Origin of the sequence: Mucilaginibacter sp. (genome assembly GCF_964263795.1) — a bacterium.
GTDB lineage: Bacteria > Bacteroidota > Bacteroidia > Sphingobacteriales > Sphingobacteriaceae > Mucilaginibacter.
The window spans coordinates 1-15,601 of record NZ_CAXVWK010000030.1 but is presented as its reverse complement, the minus strand read 5'-3'; the positions used below and the strand labels follow the sequence as shown (position 1 = coordinate 15,601).

Sequence of the window (15,601 nt, the reverse complement as noted above, 5' to 3'; positions counted from 1 at the left end):
GCATATACCAATCGCGTACCAGAAGATTAAGCTGGCGCTTAGCGAAAGCCATATCGACACTTGCCAGCGGAATGCAATGGAATGCAAGGTCCCACGCGGCAAACCAGGGATACTCCCACTTGTCGGGCATGGAGATGATATCGCAGGCATTAAAATGCTGCCATTTACTGTTCCGGCCGTCTTTACGGTTATCAGGTGGGGTGAGCCCGTCAGGGTCGCCGTTTAACCATTGGTGGATATTGAAGTAATAAAATTGCTTGTTCCACAGCATCCCCGCAAATGCCTGGCGCTGGATGTTGGCTTTATCCAAATCACCCGAAGGTTGTAACTCCTGGTAAAACTCGTCGGCCTCTGTTACTCGCTGCCCGAATATGGCATCGAAATCGGTAAAACCGCTATCAGGCTTAGCAGCTAACTTAAGCCGGACAGTGATACTTTGCCCTGCAGCAATTTCGAGATCGTAATTCAAGGCTGCTTTAGTGCCATTCAGTTTCGGGTTGACAGTATCAGCACCATTAACCAGATGATCATTTATGCCGTCTTTATAAAATTGGCCTGTTTGTACGATGCCGTTAAAACGGTTCGGATTAGTTTCGTTGTCACAAAACAAGGGCTTGCAGTCGCCTTCTGCCGAAAGCCACATCTCGCCTAATCCGTTATGATCAATCTTGATTTGGCCATTGTTTAAAGCCGTTAATTGCGGTTTTTGACTGTCGTAACCCCAACTCCAGGTATTTCGGAACCATATGGTGGGCAATAAGTTTAATAATGCAGTAACGGCGGAACGGTTATGCACCGTTACTTTAATAAGGATCTCGTCCGTTTTGTTTTTGGCATATTTTACAAATACATCAAAGTATTCGTCATTATCAAAAATACCGGTATCTGTAAGTTCAAATTCCGGCTGGTTAAGTCCCCGCTGTTTATTTTCCGTTAAAAGTTGATTGTAAGGGTAAGCATGCTGCGGGTATTTGTACAGCATCTTCATGTAAGAATGGGTGGGCGTATTATCCAGATAATAATATAGCTCTTTTACATCCTCGCCATGATTCCCCTCTGCATTGCTAAGGCCGAAGTAGCGTTCTTTTATGATAGGATCTTTCTTGTTCCACAGGGCAATTGCAAAGCATAAAAACTGATCATTATCGCAAATACCTGCAATACCATCTTCGCCCCAGCGATAAGCTTTACTGCGGGCCACATCATGCGGCAGGTAATCCCACGCGTTGCCATTTGCGCTATAATCTTCCCTTACGGTGCCCCATTGCCGGTCGCTTACGTACGGCCCCCATTTTTTCCAGCCCGTTTGTTTTAATCTTTCGCTTTCAGCACCCATTTGCGGTTGTTATTTCCATGCGTTTCGTAAAAACCGTAGCCAGTTACCATGCATCATATTTTCGATGTCGGTATCGCTGTAACCACGCTCTTTTAGCAGGTAAGGTACTTTTTGCAGATCGGCAATGGTTTCTAAATCATACGGGCATTGCTCTTTTCCAAAAGCGCCGTCCAGATCTGTTCCCATGCCTACGTGCAGGGTATTGCCTGCCAATTGACAAATATGGTCAATATGATCTGCCATTACCTGCAGGTTGCAATTCATTTGACGCGGGGTTGACTGTCCCCTCACCCAGTTGGGCACCATCATCCACGCATCAAGGGCAACACCTATCACCGCCCCGCGATCTATCAACGCTCTGATCATATCGTCGCTGTACTGGCGGTTATGGTTAACCAGTGCCCGGCAATTATTGTGGCTTGCCCAAACGTGCCCGTTAAAATTATCTAAAGCCTGCCAAAAGGCATCATCGCATAAGTGAGTGGCATCTAAAATAATATTTAAACGCTCCATCTCTTTAAGCAGCTGCAGGCCATCTGCTCCCATTTTGCCTGTTGCATCGGTGCCGTTAGCATAGCGCCCGAGGCCATAGTGTGCAGGGCCAACCGCCCGCAATCCGTTTTCATACGCTTTTGCCAGGTAACTAATATCTATAAGCGAATCCGCACCCTCTAAGCTCAAAATGTAGCCAATGGGCTTTTGAGTTGGCAAATTTGTAACGGCCCATAATTGCAGATGCTGCTCAAGGCTGGTCAGATCGTTTATCTGTACCATTTCACCAACATCTTCCATTGCCTTGTACCAAGCGAGTTGCCCTTGGGTTTGGGCCCATGCCTGTTGGGGAGAGTGCCAGCCGGGCAAATTATTACCTGGTGCAACATAGCGGCCTATCTGCGTAGCAACCACCAAACCAACATTACCCTTTCGCAACTCAGGCAAGGATACCACAGATCTTGCCCGGTCCGGCTTGTCCGTCAGGCCCTCTTCTCGCTGGTTAATGGCTGCGACAGGCAACTGCAAATCGCGGTTCCACTCCAGCGCATTCATACTCAGGTCCAGATGGGCATCTACTATAAACATATTTACTAGTTAAATATTGATCTTCCGATCACGGGCGGTAGTTAACCATTCACCTTTAACAGCGTTGTTCACAACGGTTAACGCACGTTCATACAAGGCAACCGACGGGCAAACGTGGTAAGGCAGGCCATAAAGTATATCACCAATTTTATAATTATGATCTAACCCTGCCTCCGCCACTAGATGCTCTTCGCTATGACCTATAAATTTCAAATCGGTTGCGTTCAGGAAAAAAATCCTTTTGCTTAATTCACTTTCGGAAGAAACAGATTTATGCCCAAGATCGATACAAACTTTGCCGTTTTCAGGTAACGAAATAACCCGTGCAATAAGTAACGCAGCAGGCAAAAAAGGTTGTTCCGGATAAGCCGACTGGTAACCTTTGTCCCAATAAATAAAGGTGCCGGGGCTAATATCAATTTCTTTTAACCTGGCAATTACCGGTAAAGTAGGCGAACTTCCGGCAATCAGATCTGGCTTGCCTAAACCGGCGGCTGTGATCTGGTCTATTAATTTCCACACGGGTACCATGCTGGTTTCCGACCGCTGTTCCCGAATTTCAAAGTCGCTGTCATGTATATGGCCGTCGTAGGCATGTAGGCCCCTCAGCGTTACACCGGGCAGTGTTAGGCACTCTTTATACAGCGTTAACGCGCTGTTATCGGGAATGATCCCGGTTCTGTTCATGCCAACATTCAAATCAATATATACTGATATTGAAATGCTATGTTCAATAGCTTTATTTGAAATAGCTAAAGCAGTTTGCCTGTTATCAACCAAACAGGAATATGCCGTGTCGGGATAAGCTTTTATTAACGCAATAAATCGCTCCAGTTTTGGCCCGTTAGGTTGATACGCTACCAGCGCATCAGGCGCGCTTGCCATGCCCAACATCTCGGCCTCGGCAATTGTCGCGCACTTAAATTTTTCAATTCCGTTTTGCAGCATCAATTTGATAACGTCAATGCTTTTATGAGATTTTACATGCGGGCGTAACCGGCCGGCATCATCAACCATCGTTTTTAGCAGATCGATGTTTTGCAGCACCCTATCCGGATAAACAACTAACGCAGGTGTATCTATCTCATTTATATTATCAATAATGTACCATTCTTTCTGCCCCATAGCTAAACCAACTCAAAAAGTGCTTCAATCTCCACCGGGATGTTATCAGGCAACGAGCCAAAGCCCACCGCGCTGCGTACTCCAATACCATTCTCTTCGCCCCAAACGCTTGCAAAAAGTTCGCTGCAGCCATTTATGATGAATGGATGTTTTTCAAAATCGGGTGTACAATTAACCATGCCTAACACCTTGATCACCCGTTTTACCTTATCCAGGCTGCCAATGTTTGCTTTTATAGTGGCAAGCATGGCCAGCCCTACCTGCCGCGCAGCAAGCTTACCATCTTCCAGGGTCATATCGGCGCCGATGCGTCCAATGATCAGGCTGCCATCGTCCTGCACCGTTCCATGGCCGGATAAGTACAGGTATTTTCCATCTATCAAACATGGTTTATAAACACCTAAAGGCTTTGGTGCAGGCGGTAAACTTAATCCCAGCGCTGCAAAGTTTTGTTCGGCAGTATTCATTCTGTAAATCTATAAAGAGTTGGCAAAAATGAAACAACAAGGCAATAAAAAAGCCGGGAACCACCCCGGCTTTAACCAATTTGATAATTATTAAGAAACTATATATTACAATTTAAAAGCTACACCAAAATTGATGGAATAATCTGCAAAAGCCGCATCACCAATTACAAAGGTGCCGGTTTTTGCGCTGTTCTCTTTATCTGTAACGCTTTGTGTACGGTCGCGTTTAACGGCAATAGGCACATTGGCAAAAAAGTTGATTTTTTTAAGACTGTAATTTAAAGAAGGCTCAACGGATAAAATATAACCCGGGCGGCGGAAAGCATCGCTTTTGCCTATCAGATCATAAACCGGGATACCCTCTAACCTGGCGCCAGCCGAAACGGTTAATGCGCTTGACCTGCCTTGTATAGTGTAATTAGCACCTAAACGGGCAAGAAACTGATCAGGAACGCTTGTATTGGCTTCATTGGCCAGTGTTGCACGCAAGGTTTCGCGATAGGTACGTGTACCGTTAGTGTTACGCGGATTTGCCATGTAATACAAGTTGGTATATCCGCTAAACGACTTACCAAAATTGAGGAAACCGTTAACCTCTGCAATGATGCCAACGCCGCCATCGCCTAGTTGGATAGACTGGTCTACCGGGCGCTCGACCGGAGTTACGTTATAAAAAGTCGACATGGCGTTGTAATCGCCGGTTGGCAATTTTACACCCAAGCCTACCTGAATATTGCCCTTATGCGTTTTCTGACTGTTAAACAACCAGCGATTGGCTACAATACGCATATCGCCGATGCCGTTGGAAGATGACGAATGCCTTTCTTTACCGCCATGTTCGTACAACGACGAACGGCTTTTGATCAAATAAGGCATACCAACAGTTACCGACCAAAACTGGTTAAAGTTGCGGGTAATGCCCAGGTCTATAGTGCTTTGATGATTAATAACGGCGTTTCCTAATGTCTGGCGCTGCTTCTGCTCGGCAATGCCAGAGAAGTGACGAAATGATTTAAAGTAGCGGTAAGACGCGGTAAAGTACCAGCTTTTACTTGATGTGATGCTTGAGTCGAGCATTGGATGATCCATAGTTTGGAACGAGCCATTGCCGCGGATAGCTACACAACCTGTGCATTTACATTATTTGTGTTGATAAGCAAGTATATAGCAATCTCTAAAAGGAATTTTATTGAAAATTTCATTTGTATGTGTTTAGATTTGGTTAAAAAATATACCACCATGCAGCAAGCACGGCGGCAACCTGTTACGACAGGCTTTAAAAAATTAAATTGCTTTTTGGCTGATAATTTTTCTGTTGAATAGTGTTGATGCAGATGGAGACGTTTGCCTTAGCGCGAACCATAATGCGAGGACAGCGCCGTAACTGCCGCCCCGCTCTATCCATTCAAAAACCTCATAGTGCGGGTATAATAATTCAGTAGCAACTTTCCAGACGAACAGCGCAATAATCAAAGACCGAACAGGTTTGATCAGCACCATACAGGCGGCAGCAATTTCAAATACCCCTGCAAACGTGGCTACTTTACCCGGATGTGAAAAACCAAGTGCAGCATATTGATTAAGCAGGCCTTTCTTTTCGATAATGTTTAGCCAACCATGGCCCATGAGCAGTAAAAAAACAACCACTTTAAGGCAGTGCGTTAAATTTGCTATCGTTTTTGCGGATACTGTCGCTTCGGGATTGATATGAACAAAAAGGTGTTTGAAGTTTTTGATACCACCAGACAAGATCAGCAAAGCAAACGGTGCACCATAATTCCCCGCGCGCTCTATAAGCTCTGCAAACGGTTCGCCGGATGCTGGGCGCATAAATGCGGTTAACAAACCCCAGATAATAAGCCAAAGTGCAATGGCTCTAACCGGGTAAACCAGCATAATCAGTCCCATTGATATATCGACTACTCCGACCCAGGGCATTAAAGAGTAAGCCGTTGATTTGCCAATCCCAAAAACCGCGAAGTAATTACACCAAATTTCTTTAGTAATAATTCCAAATACGCCATGGCCAATAAAGCACATAGCTACCGCAAAGCGCAGAGTATAATGGATCTTTTGTTCGTTTGTCAGGGCTTTCATGTTCATCAGCTTATTGGATGCCTGCACCATCAGCCTTACCCCTGGCAACAGCGTATTGGCCAACTTTAACACCTGTTTGTAAACCAACTTCACAATCGCTGCGATAGTGAATAGCGCCGTATAGCCTTGACATTGCTGCCTCATGCGCCATATCTACAAACTTAGTACCCCTGTCTGGCAAAAGGTAACTTAAAACAGTAGCAGCAGCGCCACTAAAGTTAGAGTGACCAGATGTATACGAAGGGAAGTTAGGAATACCGGTAAGCGTTTTAATATTGGCGAACATTTGCGTTGGGCGCGGATTAAAATAGTAATACTTAGCATCCCAGCAAACAATTGCCGCATCCATCTCGGCCATGTTTAGCAATGCAAAATTGCGGGCCCAGCGTACTTCACTGTAGTTTTGTTTCACAAATTCTTCGGCGGCTATTGAGTTCCAATGACCCGGAGGGGTTGCTGTACCTACACCGTCTGCCCAGAATGCTACAATGCGCTCATGTTCGCGGCTATGATCATTACTCATTGCCAAAACTTCATCAGCCTCCTTTTTAAATTCAGGCGATGAGGTTGAATGTGGTGGTGCCGGGCGAAGTGCCACCACATCGGAAGATGAGAACAAGAATGGTGTTACTTTAGTAAACAGCGGTAGCATCGGCGGGCGTTTAGGTAGCTCCAGACTTATCCATGGTGTTTGGCCAGTGGCTGCTGTAGTCGTCTCTAAAGCTGTCCAATCTGCCTGGGTACCAATTGCTGCACCTGCTTTGTCGCCACGGGCGCGTGCTAAAAACACATTAGCAACCTGTTTGCCCAGGTTTTCGCCTGCATCCATATCAGAGCGGGTATTAGCCCCGGCAATTAAACGGTACAATTTCTCTTCGGCTACTTTCTGCTGAATATAATCGAGATCGCCTGGGAAAAGCAGTTCCATCATTTTAGCAGTTACGCCTGCTACAACAGCATCCTCACTCGGATAAGCAGGTAAGCTTGATTTTGGAATCAAAGCCTGTACCGATGCATCATTAGTATAAGGTGCCGCGCGATTGAATTGCTTTTTAAATTTCCAGGACTGCACTAACGCATCGTACTGTGCAGCGCTAATATAAGCATAGGCACGTGCCGCGTACGGTGGATTAGAGAACGGAAATAAAGGATAAGCTAACGGATTTGCCGCGCTTGGAAATGGGTATGTACCATCTTCCTTTTGGTAAGGCGGCAGGTTATGCTTGGCCACTAATTCGCGTAAAATCTCGTTCCAACGCAATACGGAGCCCGCGCTCCAGTATTTTACAATTTGGCGTTGTTCATCAGTGATATTCTTTTGGTAGCTTTTGATCTCGTTCAGATCTGCCAGATAGTTGGGCGATGTAACAGCATCCGGCGCAGGTATAGTGAACGTTGTAGTGGCTGTTAATATCGGCGCCCAGGTGTCGGCGTTAATGTCGATATTGGCAGGTGCCAGTGCCGGATAGGTTTCATTACGTTCCGTAATATCCTTTTTGCAAGAAGTTACTATCACGGCTACAAACACGGGAACTATATAGAGTATAAATTTTTTCATATGATTTATTTATCGGTCTTTTCTTTCTTAACCGCAAAAATGTAATCTAATCCACCGAATACCTGCAGATTTTGACCTACGTTACGGGCTGCTACCACATAGTTTGATCCGGCGGTTAGCTCAAGTCCGGGAATTGACTGAAACATGTATTTAGCCAAACCACCAACTGCGGTGGCATTCATGCGGTTACTTGGAAACGGCATGTTGTTACGGGTGATGTCAAACCCGCCTAATGTAGTGTACTTGGTAGCGATTGCTTCTACGTTTAACTGAAGACTGCGGAAACCAGCGCTTACTAAAAAGTTGGTGGCATTTGGTATAGCTACCTGGTTAGTATAGTGCATCTCTGTAGTATAATACGCATCACGATCGATACTGATGTTATCCCTGCGTACGTATTGGCCGGCGCCGGCAACAAAAAAGCGGCCTACCTGGTAATTTAAAAGTCCGCGCAAAGCAACGCCCCGGCTACGGCTACCTAATGCAAGGGGTAAATAATCCGGCTGGTAATTGCCCAAAGGGATAGATCCGGTTGCAATTGCATGGAAGCTAAGCAGGCCTGTACCAAGTTGTTCTCTTACAGCCATCCATTTAAAGGCCAGGTAAATATCCTGCACACCACGTTGTGCCCGTAAGGTACCGGCAGTTACATTGGTTTGTACATAAGGCACAAATGCCGATACATTGATGCGGTTACTTAAGCCGTAAACAACGCCAAGGTTGTAAAAATTACTGCTGACAGTGCCAAGGTTAAGGTTATTTCGGTTAAAGGTGCCTTCCCAATAATGATCCCAATTGTTGTGGGCATACATCCCTGCAATGCAAACATAGTTTTTAGGTATCATTAATGCGTCGCTTTCGGTTTGGGCATTAACAGTTTGCGTTAATGCTATCAAAGCAACAAGAGACACAAAATACCGGTAAGCATTTTGTATAAAAAATTTCATATAGTTTAATTAAGGTAATCAGCTAACACACGCATATTTTTTATAGCGTGTTAATATATCCTTTACATTTTTTACCGGGTACCAGCAACCGGAAAAACGCAAGATGAAAAACTATTCCCCGGTAGTGAGGGCACAGTAAAAAATGTAAGGGATAATTCTTAAAATCAAATATATTTTAAGCGCTGAAATTGGGCGGTTTGCCCGGAGATTCGATGTAGGGATTCGGTAATAAGGCAGATATAGGATTTTTCTTAACTTCAATAAGGTTAGCAAACGCCAGGAATTTGTATTGCGCCAGCGGAATGCTGCACTCAAAACCGGTGGCCGATTTTTTTACAGGTGTCTCCTGCCCCCTTTTGCTTACGGGAACGTCGCTTACATGCTTAGCCACAATAATGTTGGCGTTAACTAATTTTGTCTTGGCGTCATTTGCAACGCATACCAGGTACATGGTATCGTGGGTCATTTTAACACCCACATAATTGTAAAAGGCATCTTTTAATTGTACCTGGCCCTGTATGTGCTCGTAATCGGCCCAGTCTTTTAAGCCGGGCGATTGCATTGGTATTTTTATCTGAATGAGTTGGGTTGCATCCACCTTATTTTCATAGATGTTTTTAACCATCTGCACTTCGGACCGGTGGATGAAATATTGAAAGATAAGGTTATATCCACCTGTATTAAACAGATGCACACACAACAAAAACATTGCAAATAACCTTTTCACTACTATTTAGGGGGTATCAATTGGTTTAATACTCTGGTAAATATATTAAATATAATATCAAATGCAAAAAATTGAAAAATTTCGAAACAATTAGAGAATGAGTTTGTAACCTATAGCTCTATTTATGTATAAGATCAATTATAAGGATTATGTACAATAATATGTTAATAATACTCATGCACGTGTTAGCCGTGCGAGGTATTGATCCATATCATCCTCATAAATTATTTCGGCCTTCCAACCTGCTGCCGCGGATGTAGCTATTAACTGGTTTTTATCAATGTAAAGCCAATTGAACCAATCGGTCTTCTTGCCTTTGTAAGCGTATTGGTAAGCTATTTCACCATAATAACGTTCACTGTGAGGCAGCGGATTATCGTAAAGGTAAGCCACGTCGGATGAATCGAAAATAAGCTGGCCGCCGATGTTTAACAATTCTTCAGCATGCTTTAAGAACTGGTTAAAACGCTGGATTGTGCCGGTTAAGCCGATACCGTTCATCATTAATAGCAGGGTGTCATACCTGGTTAAATTAAAGTCAAAAATATCGGCACTAATAGCGTTGCTTACCCCTCGCTCCTGCATGATGCTTACTGCCAGGCCGGATATATCCATAGCGGTAACATCCAACCCCTGTTGCTGCAATATGAGTGCGTGACTGCCGGCTCCTGCACCAACATCAAGCACCTTACCATAGCAATGCTGCAGGGCGATCAGTTCCAGATCGGGCATCTCTTCTTCCGTGCGAAAGTAAACATCCAGCGGCATTTCTTCTTTTGCGCCGTAACGATTATTGATCCAAAGCTTGTTGCGCTTTGTGCCTTTGTAATGATCATGTAGTGCCTGCCCGAATATATCTTCCAATACCTGTTAGTTTATTGATCAAATAAAAGCAATGTAATTTAAAATTTCGCCGAATTTATCGGGTAAAGGATTACTCTATCTGATAACATTTCTTTAAAGCACATTTTCTTTCTGATAAATAAAATTTTATCAAACAAAGCTCTTTAAATGCTGTGGTTATAACAACTATAAAACTAACAAACCATGGACAACAATAACCAATCAAATAGCCTAACGGATGGTACAGGCGGATTAAACCGCCGTAAATTTATAGAGAGCGCGGGTTTGGGCATCCTGGCGGTAACTGCTATTGGTGAGTTGGCAAGCTGCACCTCCAGTGCGCAGAACCTGCCGTCGCAGTATCCTAAAACAATGGCCGACACCATCCGCATTAAACTACCGCCCAGGGACGCTGAGACAGAGCAAAAGGAAGCGCCCTTACCTGCGATTGTTGAACCGCAAAAACGTATTGGCTTTGCAATAGTTGGCCTTGGGAGCCTTGCGTTAGGCGAAATTATGCCGGCCTTTGGCGCGTGTAAATTTGCTAAGCCTGTTGCCCTGGTAAGCGGCAGCCCGGATAAGGCCGGTAAAGTGGCTAAGCAATACGGTATCGCGGAAAAGAATATCTACAACTATCAAAATTTTGACCAGATAAAAAACAACCCCGAAATAGACGCGGTATATATTGTGTTACCAAACGGAATGCACGAAGAATTTGTCATACGCGCTGCAAAAGCCGGTAAGCACGTGCTTTGTGAAAAACCTATGGCCAACACATCCGCCGAAGCAAGGCGAATGATTAAAGCGTGTAAGGATGCAGGCAAAAAGCTGATGATCGCTTATCGCATCCAGTACGAGCCGCATAATCGCCTTGCCATGCAGTGGGCGCGCGACAAACACTTTGGCAAAATCAAAATGATTGATCTGGTTAACACCCAAAACATCGGTGAGCCGGGCCAGTGGCGATTGAATAAAAAACTGGCCGGTGGCGGTTCTTTACCTGATATTGGTTTGTACTGTCTTAACACGGCCCGTTTTATCTTGGGCGAAGAGCCGGAAAGTGTTATGGCCAGCATCTACAGCACGCCCGGCGATGTTAGGTTTAAGGAAGTTGAGGAAACGGTACAATGGCAAATGAACTTTCCTGCTGGGGCAATGGTAAGTGCATCTACATCTTATGGCGTACACAAATCACGCAGGTACCGCTGTTATGGCGACAATGGCGGCTGGTTCGGCCTCGACTCGGCGTTTGATTATCACCGTTTACGCATGGAAGCATCGCAGGCACAGGGCAAATTAGAAACACGTATGTCGCCGGATATGGGTGAAAAAAATCAGTTTGCTATAGAGCTCGACCATATGGCGCAATGCATAATGGAAAATAAAGAGCCTTATACACCGGGGGAAGAAGGACTGCAAGACCAGATCATCATGGAAGCGATCTATGAATCGGCCCGCACCGGTAAGGTGGTCAAGTTGGAGCGGATCACTAAAACGGACGCCTTCCGCGGCCAGGCGCCAAAAGAAGATTAATAAAAAAGGGCCGCTACTAAGCGGCCCTTTTTTATATAACATCTGGCGAATTTTATTGACCCTGATCTACAGGTTTTTGCTGCTCATTCATCATATGAGCAAGTGTTGATTCCGGCGTGATATTGCCAATCGCTACCTGCACTTTGTTTTTAAATCCGGATACAACTTTATCCGTACCTGCCATCAAGGCATCGTAACCATCTTTTGCTACATCAGCAGAGTTGGACAATGCCGATTTATCCTGCAAAATTTTGCTGCTCTGCATTTCTGCCTTGTTAAAGAAATCGGTATCGGTGGCACCCGGCAGCAAAGCGGTAATAGTTATTTCTGTGTCCCTTACCTCTTCACGGATAGCTTCCGTTAAAGATAAAACGTACGCTTTTGTTGCATGATAAACCGCCTGCCAAGGCCCCGGAGTGGTACTGGCAATTGAAGCAAGGTTAAGTATCTTACCCTCATTGCGGCTCACCATTTCTTTCAGGAAATGTTTGGTCAAGATTGTTAATGATACAATGTTAAGATCAATGATCTTTAATTCACGCTCCAGATCGTTATCCTGGAACTTTCCATAAAAACCCTGCCCTGCATCATTCACCAAAACATCAACCTGTATACCTGCTTGTTTAACTTCATCGCAAAGCGCATAAGCTTCTTCACGGTTAAAAAGGTCTTTGGCTATGGTGATCACATCTATGCCGTTTTGCTTTAGTTCAACGGCGGTTTTATCCAATTCCTGCTGATCCCTGGATACAATGATCAAATTGTATTTATCCTGCGCAAAAAGTTTTGCCAGCTCTTTGCCTATTCCGCTTGTTGCGCCGGTTATCAGCGCGTATTTGCTTTCGTTGCTCATAGTTTTAGTTTTTAATCGTTTATATGATGAAGCCGAATTAATAAACCGGCGCTTGCGAAGATTGTACCTCACAAAGCTTGTTATCAGATCGGCCTGTGTATACAGTTAGGGTTAGTACATAAACCTTGCCATTTATGGTTACTGTTCATTTTATCCGTTTACCACTTCACCACCGTTTATGTGTATGACCTGCCCGGTGATAAATGATGAATCATCTGATGCCAGGAATACATACGCCGGACCGATTTCTGATGGTTGACCGGCACGTTTCATAGCAGTTTCGCTGCCGAAATCTTTAAGCTTTTCTTCATCAAAGGTAGATACTACCAGCGGTGTCCAAACCGGGCCTGGCGCTACCGCGTTAACCCTGATATTATTTTTAACCAGATTAGTGGCAAGCGACCGTGTAAATGTGGTGATCGCACCTTTAGTTGATGAGTAATCTATCAGATTTGGCGACGACCTGTACGCTGTTACCGATGTGGTATTGATAATTACATCACCTGCTTTTAAATAGTCAAGGGCTGCAGTTGCAAAATGGAAATAAGCGAAAATATTGGTTTTGAAAGTAATCTCCAGTTGCTCTTCTGTAATATCCCTGAATTCTTTCTGCGGAATTTGCACACCGGCATTGTTTACAAGGATGTTAAGCCCGCCCAGTTTAGCGGCAGTTTGCTGCACAGCGCTACGGCAAAAATCCCGGTCTTTAACATCGCCTTTAATTAAAAGGCATTGTTTGCCTGCGGCCTCCACCAAATCTTTGGTACGTTCTGCATCGCCATCTTCTTCAAGGTAAACAATGGCTACATCCGCTCCTTCTTTGGCGTAATGCACAGCAACAGACCTGCCTATACCACTGTCGCCACCGGTTATCAAAGCTACCTTGCCGTCAAGCTTTCCTGCGGCGCGATAACCGGGCTTTATATACTCCGGCCTTGGCTGCATTTCGCTTTCCACTCCCGGCTGATGGTCTTGCTTTTCGGGTATTTCTTCCCCTTCTTTATTTTCCATAGTTAAATAAAATTACCGGCCGGCTCTATCAACTTCCGGCCGGTTAAAAACACACAACAATCTTTATGGTTTCAGCACTACTTTTACGCAGTCTTCCTGTTTTTTGTCAAATATTTCATATCCGCGGGTTACATCGCTCAACGGCAGTGTATGTGATATGATATCATCCAGTACAACCTTTTCTTCTTTAACCAGGTCTATCAGGTGATCGATATAATTTATCACCGGTGCCTGGCCCTGACGAATAGTTAACCCTTTATCGAAGATTCTGTGCATCGGGAAGTTATCATAAGTAGAGCCGTAAACGCCTACTATAGTAACCGTACCGCTGCGGCGTACTGCCTTGAACGCCATATCCAGTACCTTCATGCTGCCCACCTCAAAGTTTACAGCAGCTTTCGCTTTATCAAGGAAGGTACGCTCAGGCTCAAAACCAACGGCGTCTACACAAACATCGGCACCACGGCCGCCGGTCATTTCACGTATTGCCTCAACAACATCTACGTCGTTAGGGTTAAGTGTTTCTACCTTATTTACCAACCTGGCTTTATCCAAACGGTAATCTAAGGGGTCAATAGCAATTACGCGACTTGCACCGTTTATCCAGGCTGCCTTTTGCGCCATTAAACCAACAGGCCCCGAACCAAATATGGCTACAACCTCGCCGCCTTTAAGCTGCGCCCAGTCAATTGCCGACCAGCCGGTAGGGAAAATATCTGTAAGGAAAAGCACCTGCTCATCAGTCATATTATCAGGGACTATACGGGGGCTAATGTCGGCGTAAGGTACGCGTACATACTCTGCCTGTCCGCCTGAATAACCGCCATACAGATCGGTATAACCGAAAAGCGCAGCACCTTTCTGATCAAGCATGTCGCCGTTAGGGCCATAATGTTTGTAGTTGGAATTTTCGCAGCTTGGCGATGCGCCGTGGTTGCAAAAGAAACAATGCCCGCAAGCTATCGGAAACGGAACCACTACCCGGTCGCCTTTTTTGAGGGTGGTAATTTCGGCACCAACCTCTTCCACTATACCCATAAATTCATGTCCCATGACCATTTCTTCGGTCTGCGGAACACCGCCGCTCAGGATATGCAGATCGGAACCACATATTGCGGTTGATGTAACTTTAAGGATCACATCTCTCGGGTGTTCTATGCGCGGATCGGCTACTGTATCGTAGCGAATGTCGCCTGGTTTGTGAAATACTGCTGCTTTCATAAGTTTGTTTAGTTTTATTTATTAGACAACAGCTTTAACTAAATTATAGTTTTAAGAAATTTATTTAAATTAGTCATTATAAATATTGCCATTAATTTAGGTTACGTGATTACCGGGCAATTGCTGCCTTGTTTTTGAGAACGAAAATCTGTTACTTGACCCAGCAAACATTTGGGATTATGAAACTTCATACTATCGATACCGGTTTTTTTAAATTAGATGGTGGTGCGATGTTTGGTGTAGTGCCTAAATCCATATGGCATAAAACCAACCCGGCCGATGAAAATAACCTTTGTACCTGGGCGATGCGCTGCCTACTGGTTGAAGACGGCGACAAACTAATGCTGATTGATACAGGCATAGGAAACAAGCAAAACGAAAAATTCTTTAGCCATTACTATCTGCATGGCGATGCCACCCTGGACAACTCTTTAAAAAATTTGGGTTTTACCCGCGATGAGATTACCGATGTATTTTTAACCCACCTGCACTTTGACCATGTTGGCGGCGCCGTTTTACGGGATGGCGAGGTGTTTAAGCCCGCGTTTAAGAATGCCAATTATTGGAGCAACCAGCAGCATTGGGAATGGGCAGTTAATCCCAATGATCGCGAAAAGGCGTCGTTTTTGAAAGAAAATATTTTGCCTATACGGGAAAGCGGTCAGTTAAAATTTGTAGGGGTTGATGATGGTATCGCTTTTACAGACCACATCAACATCCGCTACGTGTTTGGCCATACCGATGCAATGATGCTGCCGCAGATCAGCTATAAAGGCAAACAGATCCTGTATGTGGCCGATCTG

General features: G+C 44.8%; 14 protein-coding genes and 1 pseudogene. 2 read left to right on the top strand and 13 right to left on the bottom strand.

Translation table 11 applies throughout. The annotated features are described in order from the left end of the window. From ACE5CV_RS05920 to ACE5CV_RS05875, 10 genes and pseudogenes are all read right to left on the bottom strand, one after another. A pseudogene (locus ACE5CV_RS05920) lies at positions 1-1,336 on the bottom strand (glucosidase); the annotation flags it as partial. A 9-nt stretch (positions 1,337-1,345) separates the two neighbouring features. Beyond that, positions 1,346-2,416: a dipeptidase gene (locus ACE5CV_RS05915; RefSeq protein WP_374949245.1), complete on the bottom strand. Its 1,071-nt coding sequence runs from the start codon at positions 2,414-2,416 to the stop codon at positions 1,346-1,348. 9 nt (positions 2,417-2,425) lie between these two features. Then, a complete protein-coding gene (locus tag ACE5CV_RS05910; protein ID WP_374949244.1) occupies positions 2,426-3,541 on the bottom strand; it encodes a D-TA family PLP-dependent enzyme in 1,116 nt (371 codons plus the stop codon). Positions 3,542-3,543: 2 nt separating this feature from the next. Then, positions 3,544-4,008, bottom strand: coding sequence for a RidA family protein (locus ACE5CV_RS05905; RefSeq protein ID WP_374949243.1), 465 nt, complete (start codon positions 4,006-4,008; stop codon positions 3,544-3,546). Between the two features lie 105 nt (positions 4,009-4,113). Beyond that, a complete protein-coding gene (locus tag ACE5CV_RS05900) occupies positions 4,114-5,097 on the bottom strand; it encodes a hypothetical protein (RefSeq protein ID WP_374949242.1) in 984 nt (327 codons plus the stop codon). Positions 5,098-5,292: 195 nt separating this feature from the next. After that, entirely contained in the window at positions 5,293-6,105 is an 813-nt protein-coding gene (locus ACE5CV_RS05895; RefSeq protein ID WP_374949241.1) for a hypothetical protein, read from the bottom strand. A 10-nt stretch (positions 6,106-6,115) separates the two neighbouring features. Continuing rightward, on the bottom strand, positions 6,116-7,663 hold the full coding sequence (locus ACE5CV_RS05890; RefSeq protein ID WP_374949240.1) for a phosphatase PAP2 family protein: 1,548 nt from the start codon (positions 7,661-7,663) through the stop codon (positions 6,116-6,118). 5 nt (positions 7,664-7,668) lie between these two features. Beyond that, complete coding sequence (locus tag ACE5CV_RS05885; RefSeq protein WP_374949239.1) at positions 7,669-8,610, bottom strand: hypothetical protein; 942 nt, start codon at positions 8,608-8,610, stop codon at positions 7,669-7,671. 175 nt (positions 8,611-8,785) lie between these two features. Beyond that, entirely contained in the window at positions 8,786-9,337 is a 552-nt protein-coding gene (locus ACE5CV_RS05880) for a hypothetical protein (RefSeq protein WP_374949238.1), read from the bottom strand. A 174-nt stretch (positions 9,338-9,511) separates the two neighbouring features. Then, positions 9,512-10,201: a class I SAM-dependent methyltransferase gene (locus tag ACE5CV_RS05875; protein WP_374949237.1), complete on the bottom strand. Its 690-nt coding sequence runs from the start codon at positions 10,199-10,201 to the stop codon at positions 9,512-9,514. 183 nt (positions 10,202-10,384) lie between these two features. On the opposite strand from ACE5CV_RS05875, the gene ACE5CV_RS05870 reads away from it, so the two are divergent. After that, positions 10,385-11,713 carry a Gfo/Idh/MocA family protein gene (locus ACE5CV_RS05870; RefSeq protein WP_374949236.1) on the top strand — a complete coding sequence of 443 codons (1,329 nt, stop codon included), beginning with the start codon at positions 10,385-10,387 and terminating at the stop codon, positions 11,711-11,713. Positions 11,714-11,765: 52 nt separating this feature from the next. Here the strand turns inward: ACE5CV_RS05870 and ACE5CV_RS05865 are convergent, their stop codons facing one another. The 3 genes from ACE5CV_RS05865 to ACE5CV_RS05855 all read right to left on the bottom strand — a co-directional run bounded on the left by ACE5CV_RS05865 (position 11,766) and on the right by ACE5CV_RS05855 (position 14,798). After that, positions 11,766-12,566, bottom strand: coding sequence for an SDR family NAD(P)-dependent oxidoreductase (locus ACE5CV_RS05865; protein ID WP_374949235.1), 801 nt, complete (start codon positions 12,564-12,566; stop codon positions 11,766-11,768). A 150-nt stretch (positions 12,567-12,716) separates the two neighbouring features. Further along, a complete protein-coding gene (locus tag ACE5CV_RS05860; protein ID WP_374949234.1) occupies positions 12,717-13,577 on the bottom strand; it encodes an SDR family oxidoreductase in 861 nt (286 codons plus the stop codon). 63 nt (positions 13,578-13,640) lie between these two features. Next, positions 13,641-14,798 (bottom strand): zinc-dependent alcohol dehydrogenase, encoded by a 1,158-nt coding sequence (locus ACE5CV_RS05855; protein WP_374949233.1) that lies wholly within the window; start codon positions 14,796-14,798, stop codon positions 13,641-13,643. A gap of 179 nt (positions 14,799-14,977) precedes the next feature. Here ACE5CV_RS05855 and ACE5CV_RS05850 point away from each other — a divergent pair. Further along, a partial coding sequence (locus tag ACE5CV_RS05850) for an MBL fold metallo-hydrolase (RefSeq protein ID WP_374949232.1) occupies positions 14,978-15,601 on the top strand: 624 nt, incomplete at its 3' end.

What these genes read in the sequence shown, in the direction of transcription:
- ACE5CV_RS05855 (WP_374949233.1), bottom strand. Translation starts at nt 14,798, where the DNA reads ATGAAAGCAGCAGTATTTCACAAACCAGGCGACATTCGCTACGATACA.
- ACE5CV_RS05865 (WP_374949235.1), bottom strand. Translation starts at nt 12,566, where the DNA reads ATGAGCAACGAAAGCAAATACGCGCTGATAACCGGCGCAACAAGCGGA.
- ACE5CV_RS05915 (WP_374949245.1), bottom strand. Translation starts at nt 2,416, where the DNA reads ATGTTTATAGTAGATGCCCATCTGGACCTGAGTATGAATGCGCTGGAG.
- ACE5CV_RS05900 (WP_374949242.1), bottom strand. Translation starts at nt 5,097, where the DNA reads ATGGATCATCCAATGCTCGACTCAAGCATCACATCAAGTAAAAGCTGG.
- ACE5CV_RS05890 (WP_374949240.1), bottom strand. Translation starts at nt 7,663, where the DNA reads ATGAAAAAATTTATACTCTATATAGTTCCCGTGTTTGTAGCCGTGATA.
- ACE5CV_RS05860 (WP_374949234.1), bottom strand. Translation starts at nt 13,577, where the DNA reads ATGGAAAATAAAGAAGGGGAAGAAATACCCGAAAAGCAAGACCATCAG.
- ACE5CV_RS05905 (WP_374949243.1), bottom strand. Translation starts at nt 4,008, where the DNA reads ATGAATACTGCCGAACAAAACTTTGCAGCGCTGGGATTAAGTTTACCG.
- ACE5CV_RS05885 (WP_374949239.1), bottom strand. Translation starts at nt 8,610, where the DNA reads ATGAAATTTTTTATACAAAATGCTTACCGGTATTTTGTGTCTCTTGTT.
- ACE5CV_RS05910 (WP_374949244.1), bottom strand. Translation starts at nt 3,541, where the DNA reads ATGGGGCAGAAAGAATGGTACATTATTGATAATATAAATGAGATAGAT.
- ACE5CV_RS05870 (WP_374949236.1), top strand. Translation starts at nt 10,385, where the DNA reads ATGGACAACAATAACCAATCAAATAGCCTAACGGATGGTACAGGCGGA.
- ACE5CV_RS05895 (WP_374949241.1), bottom strand. Translation starts at nt 6,105, where the DNA reads ATGAAAGCCCTGACAAACGAACAAAAGATCCATTATACTCTGCGCTTT.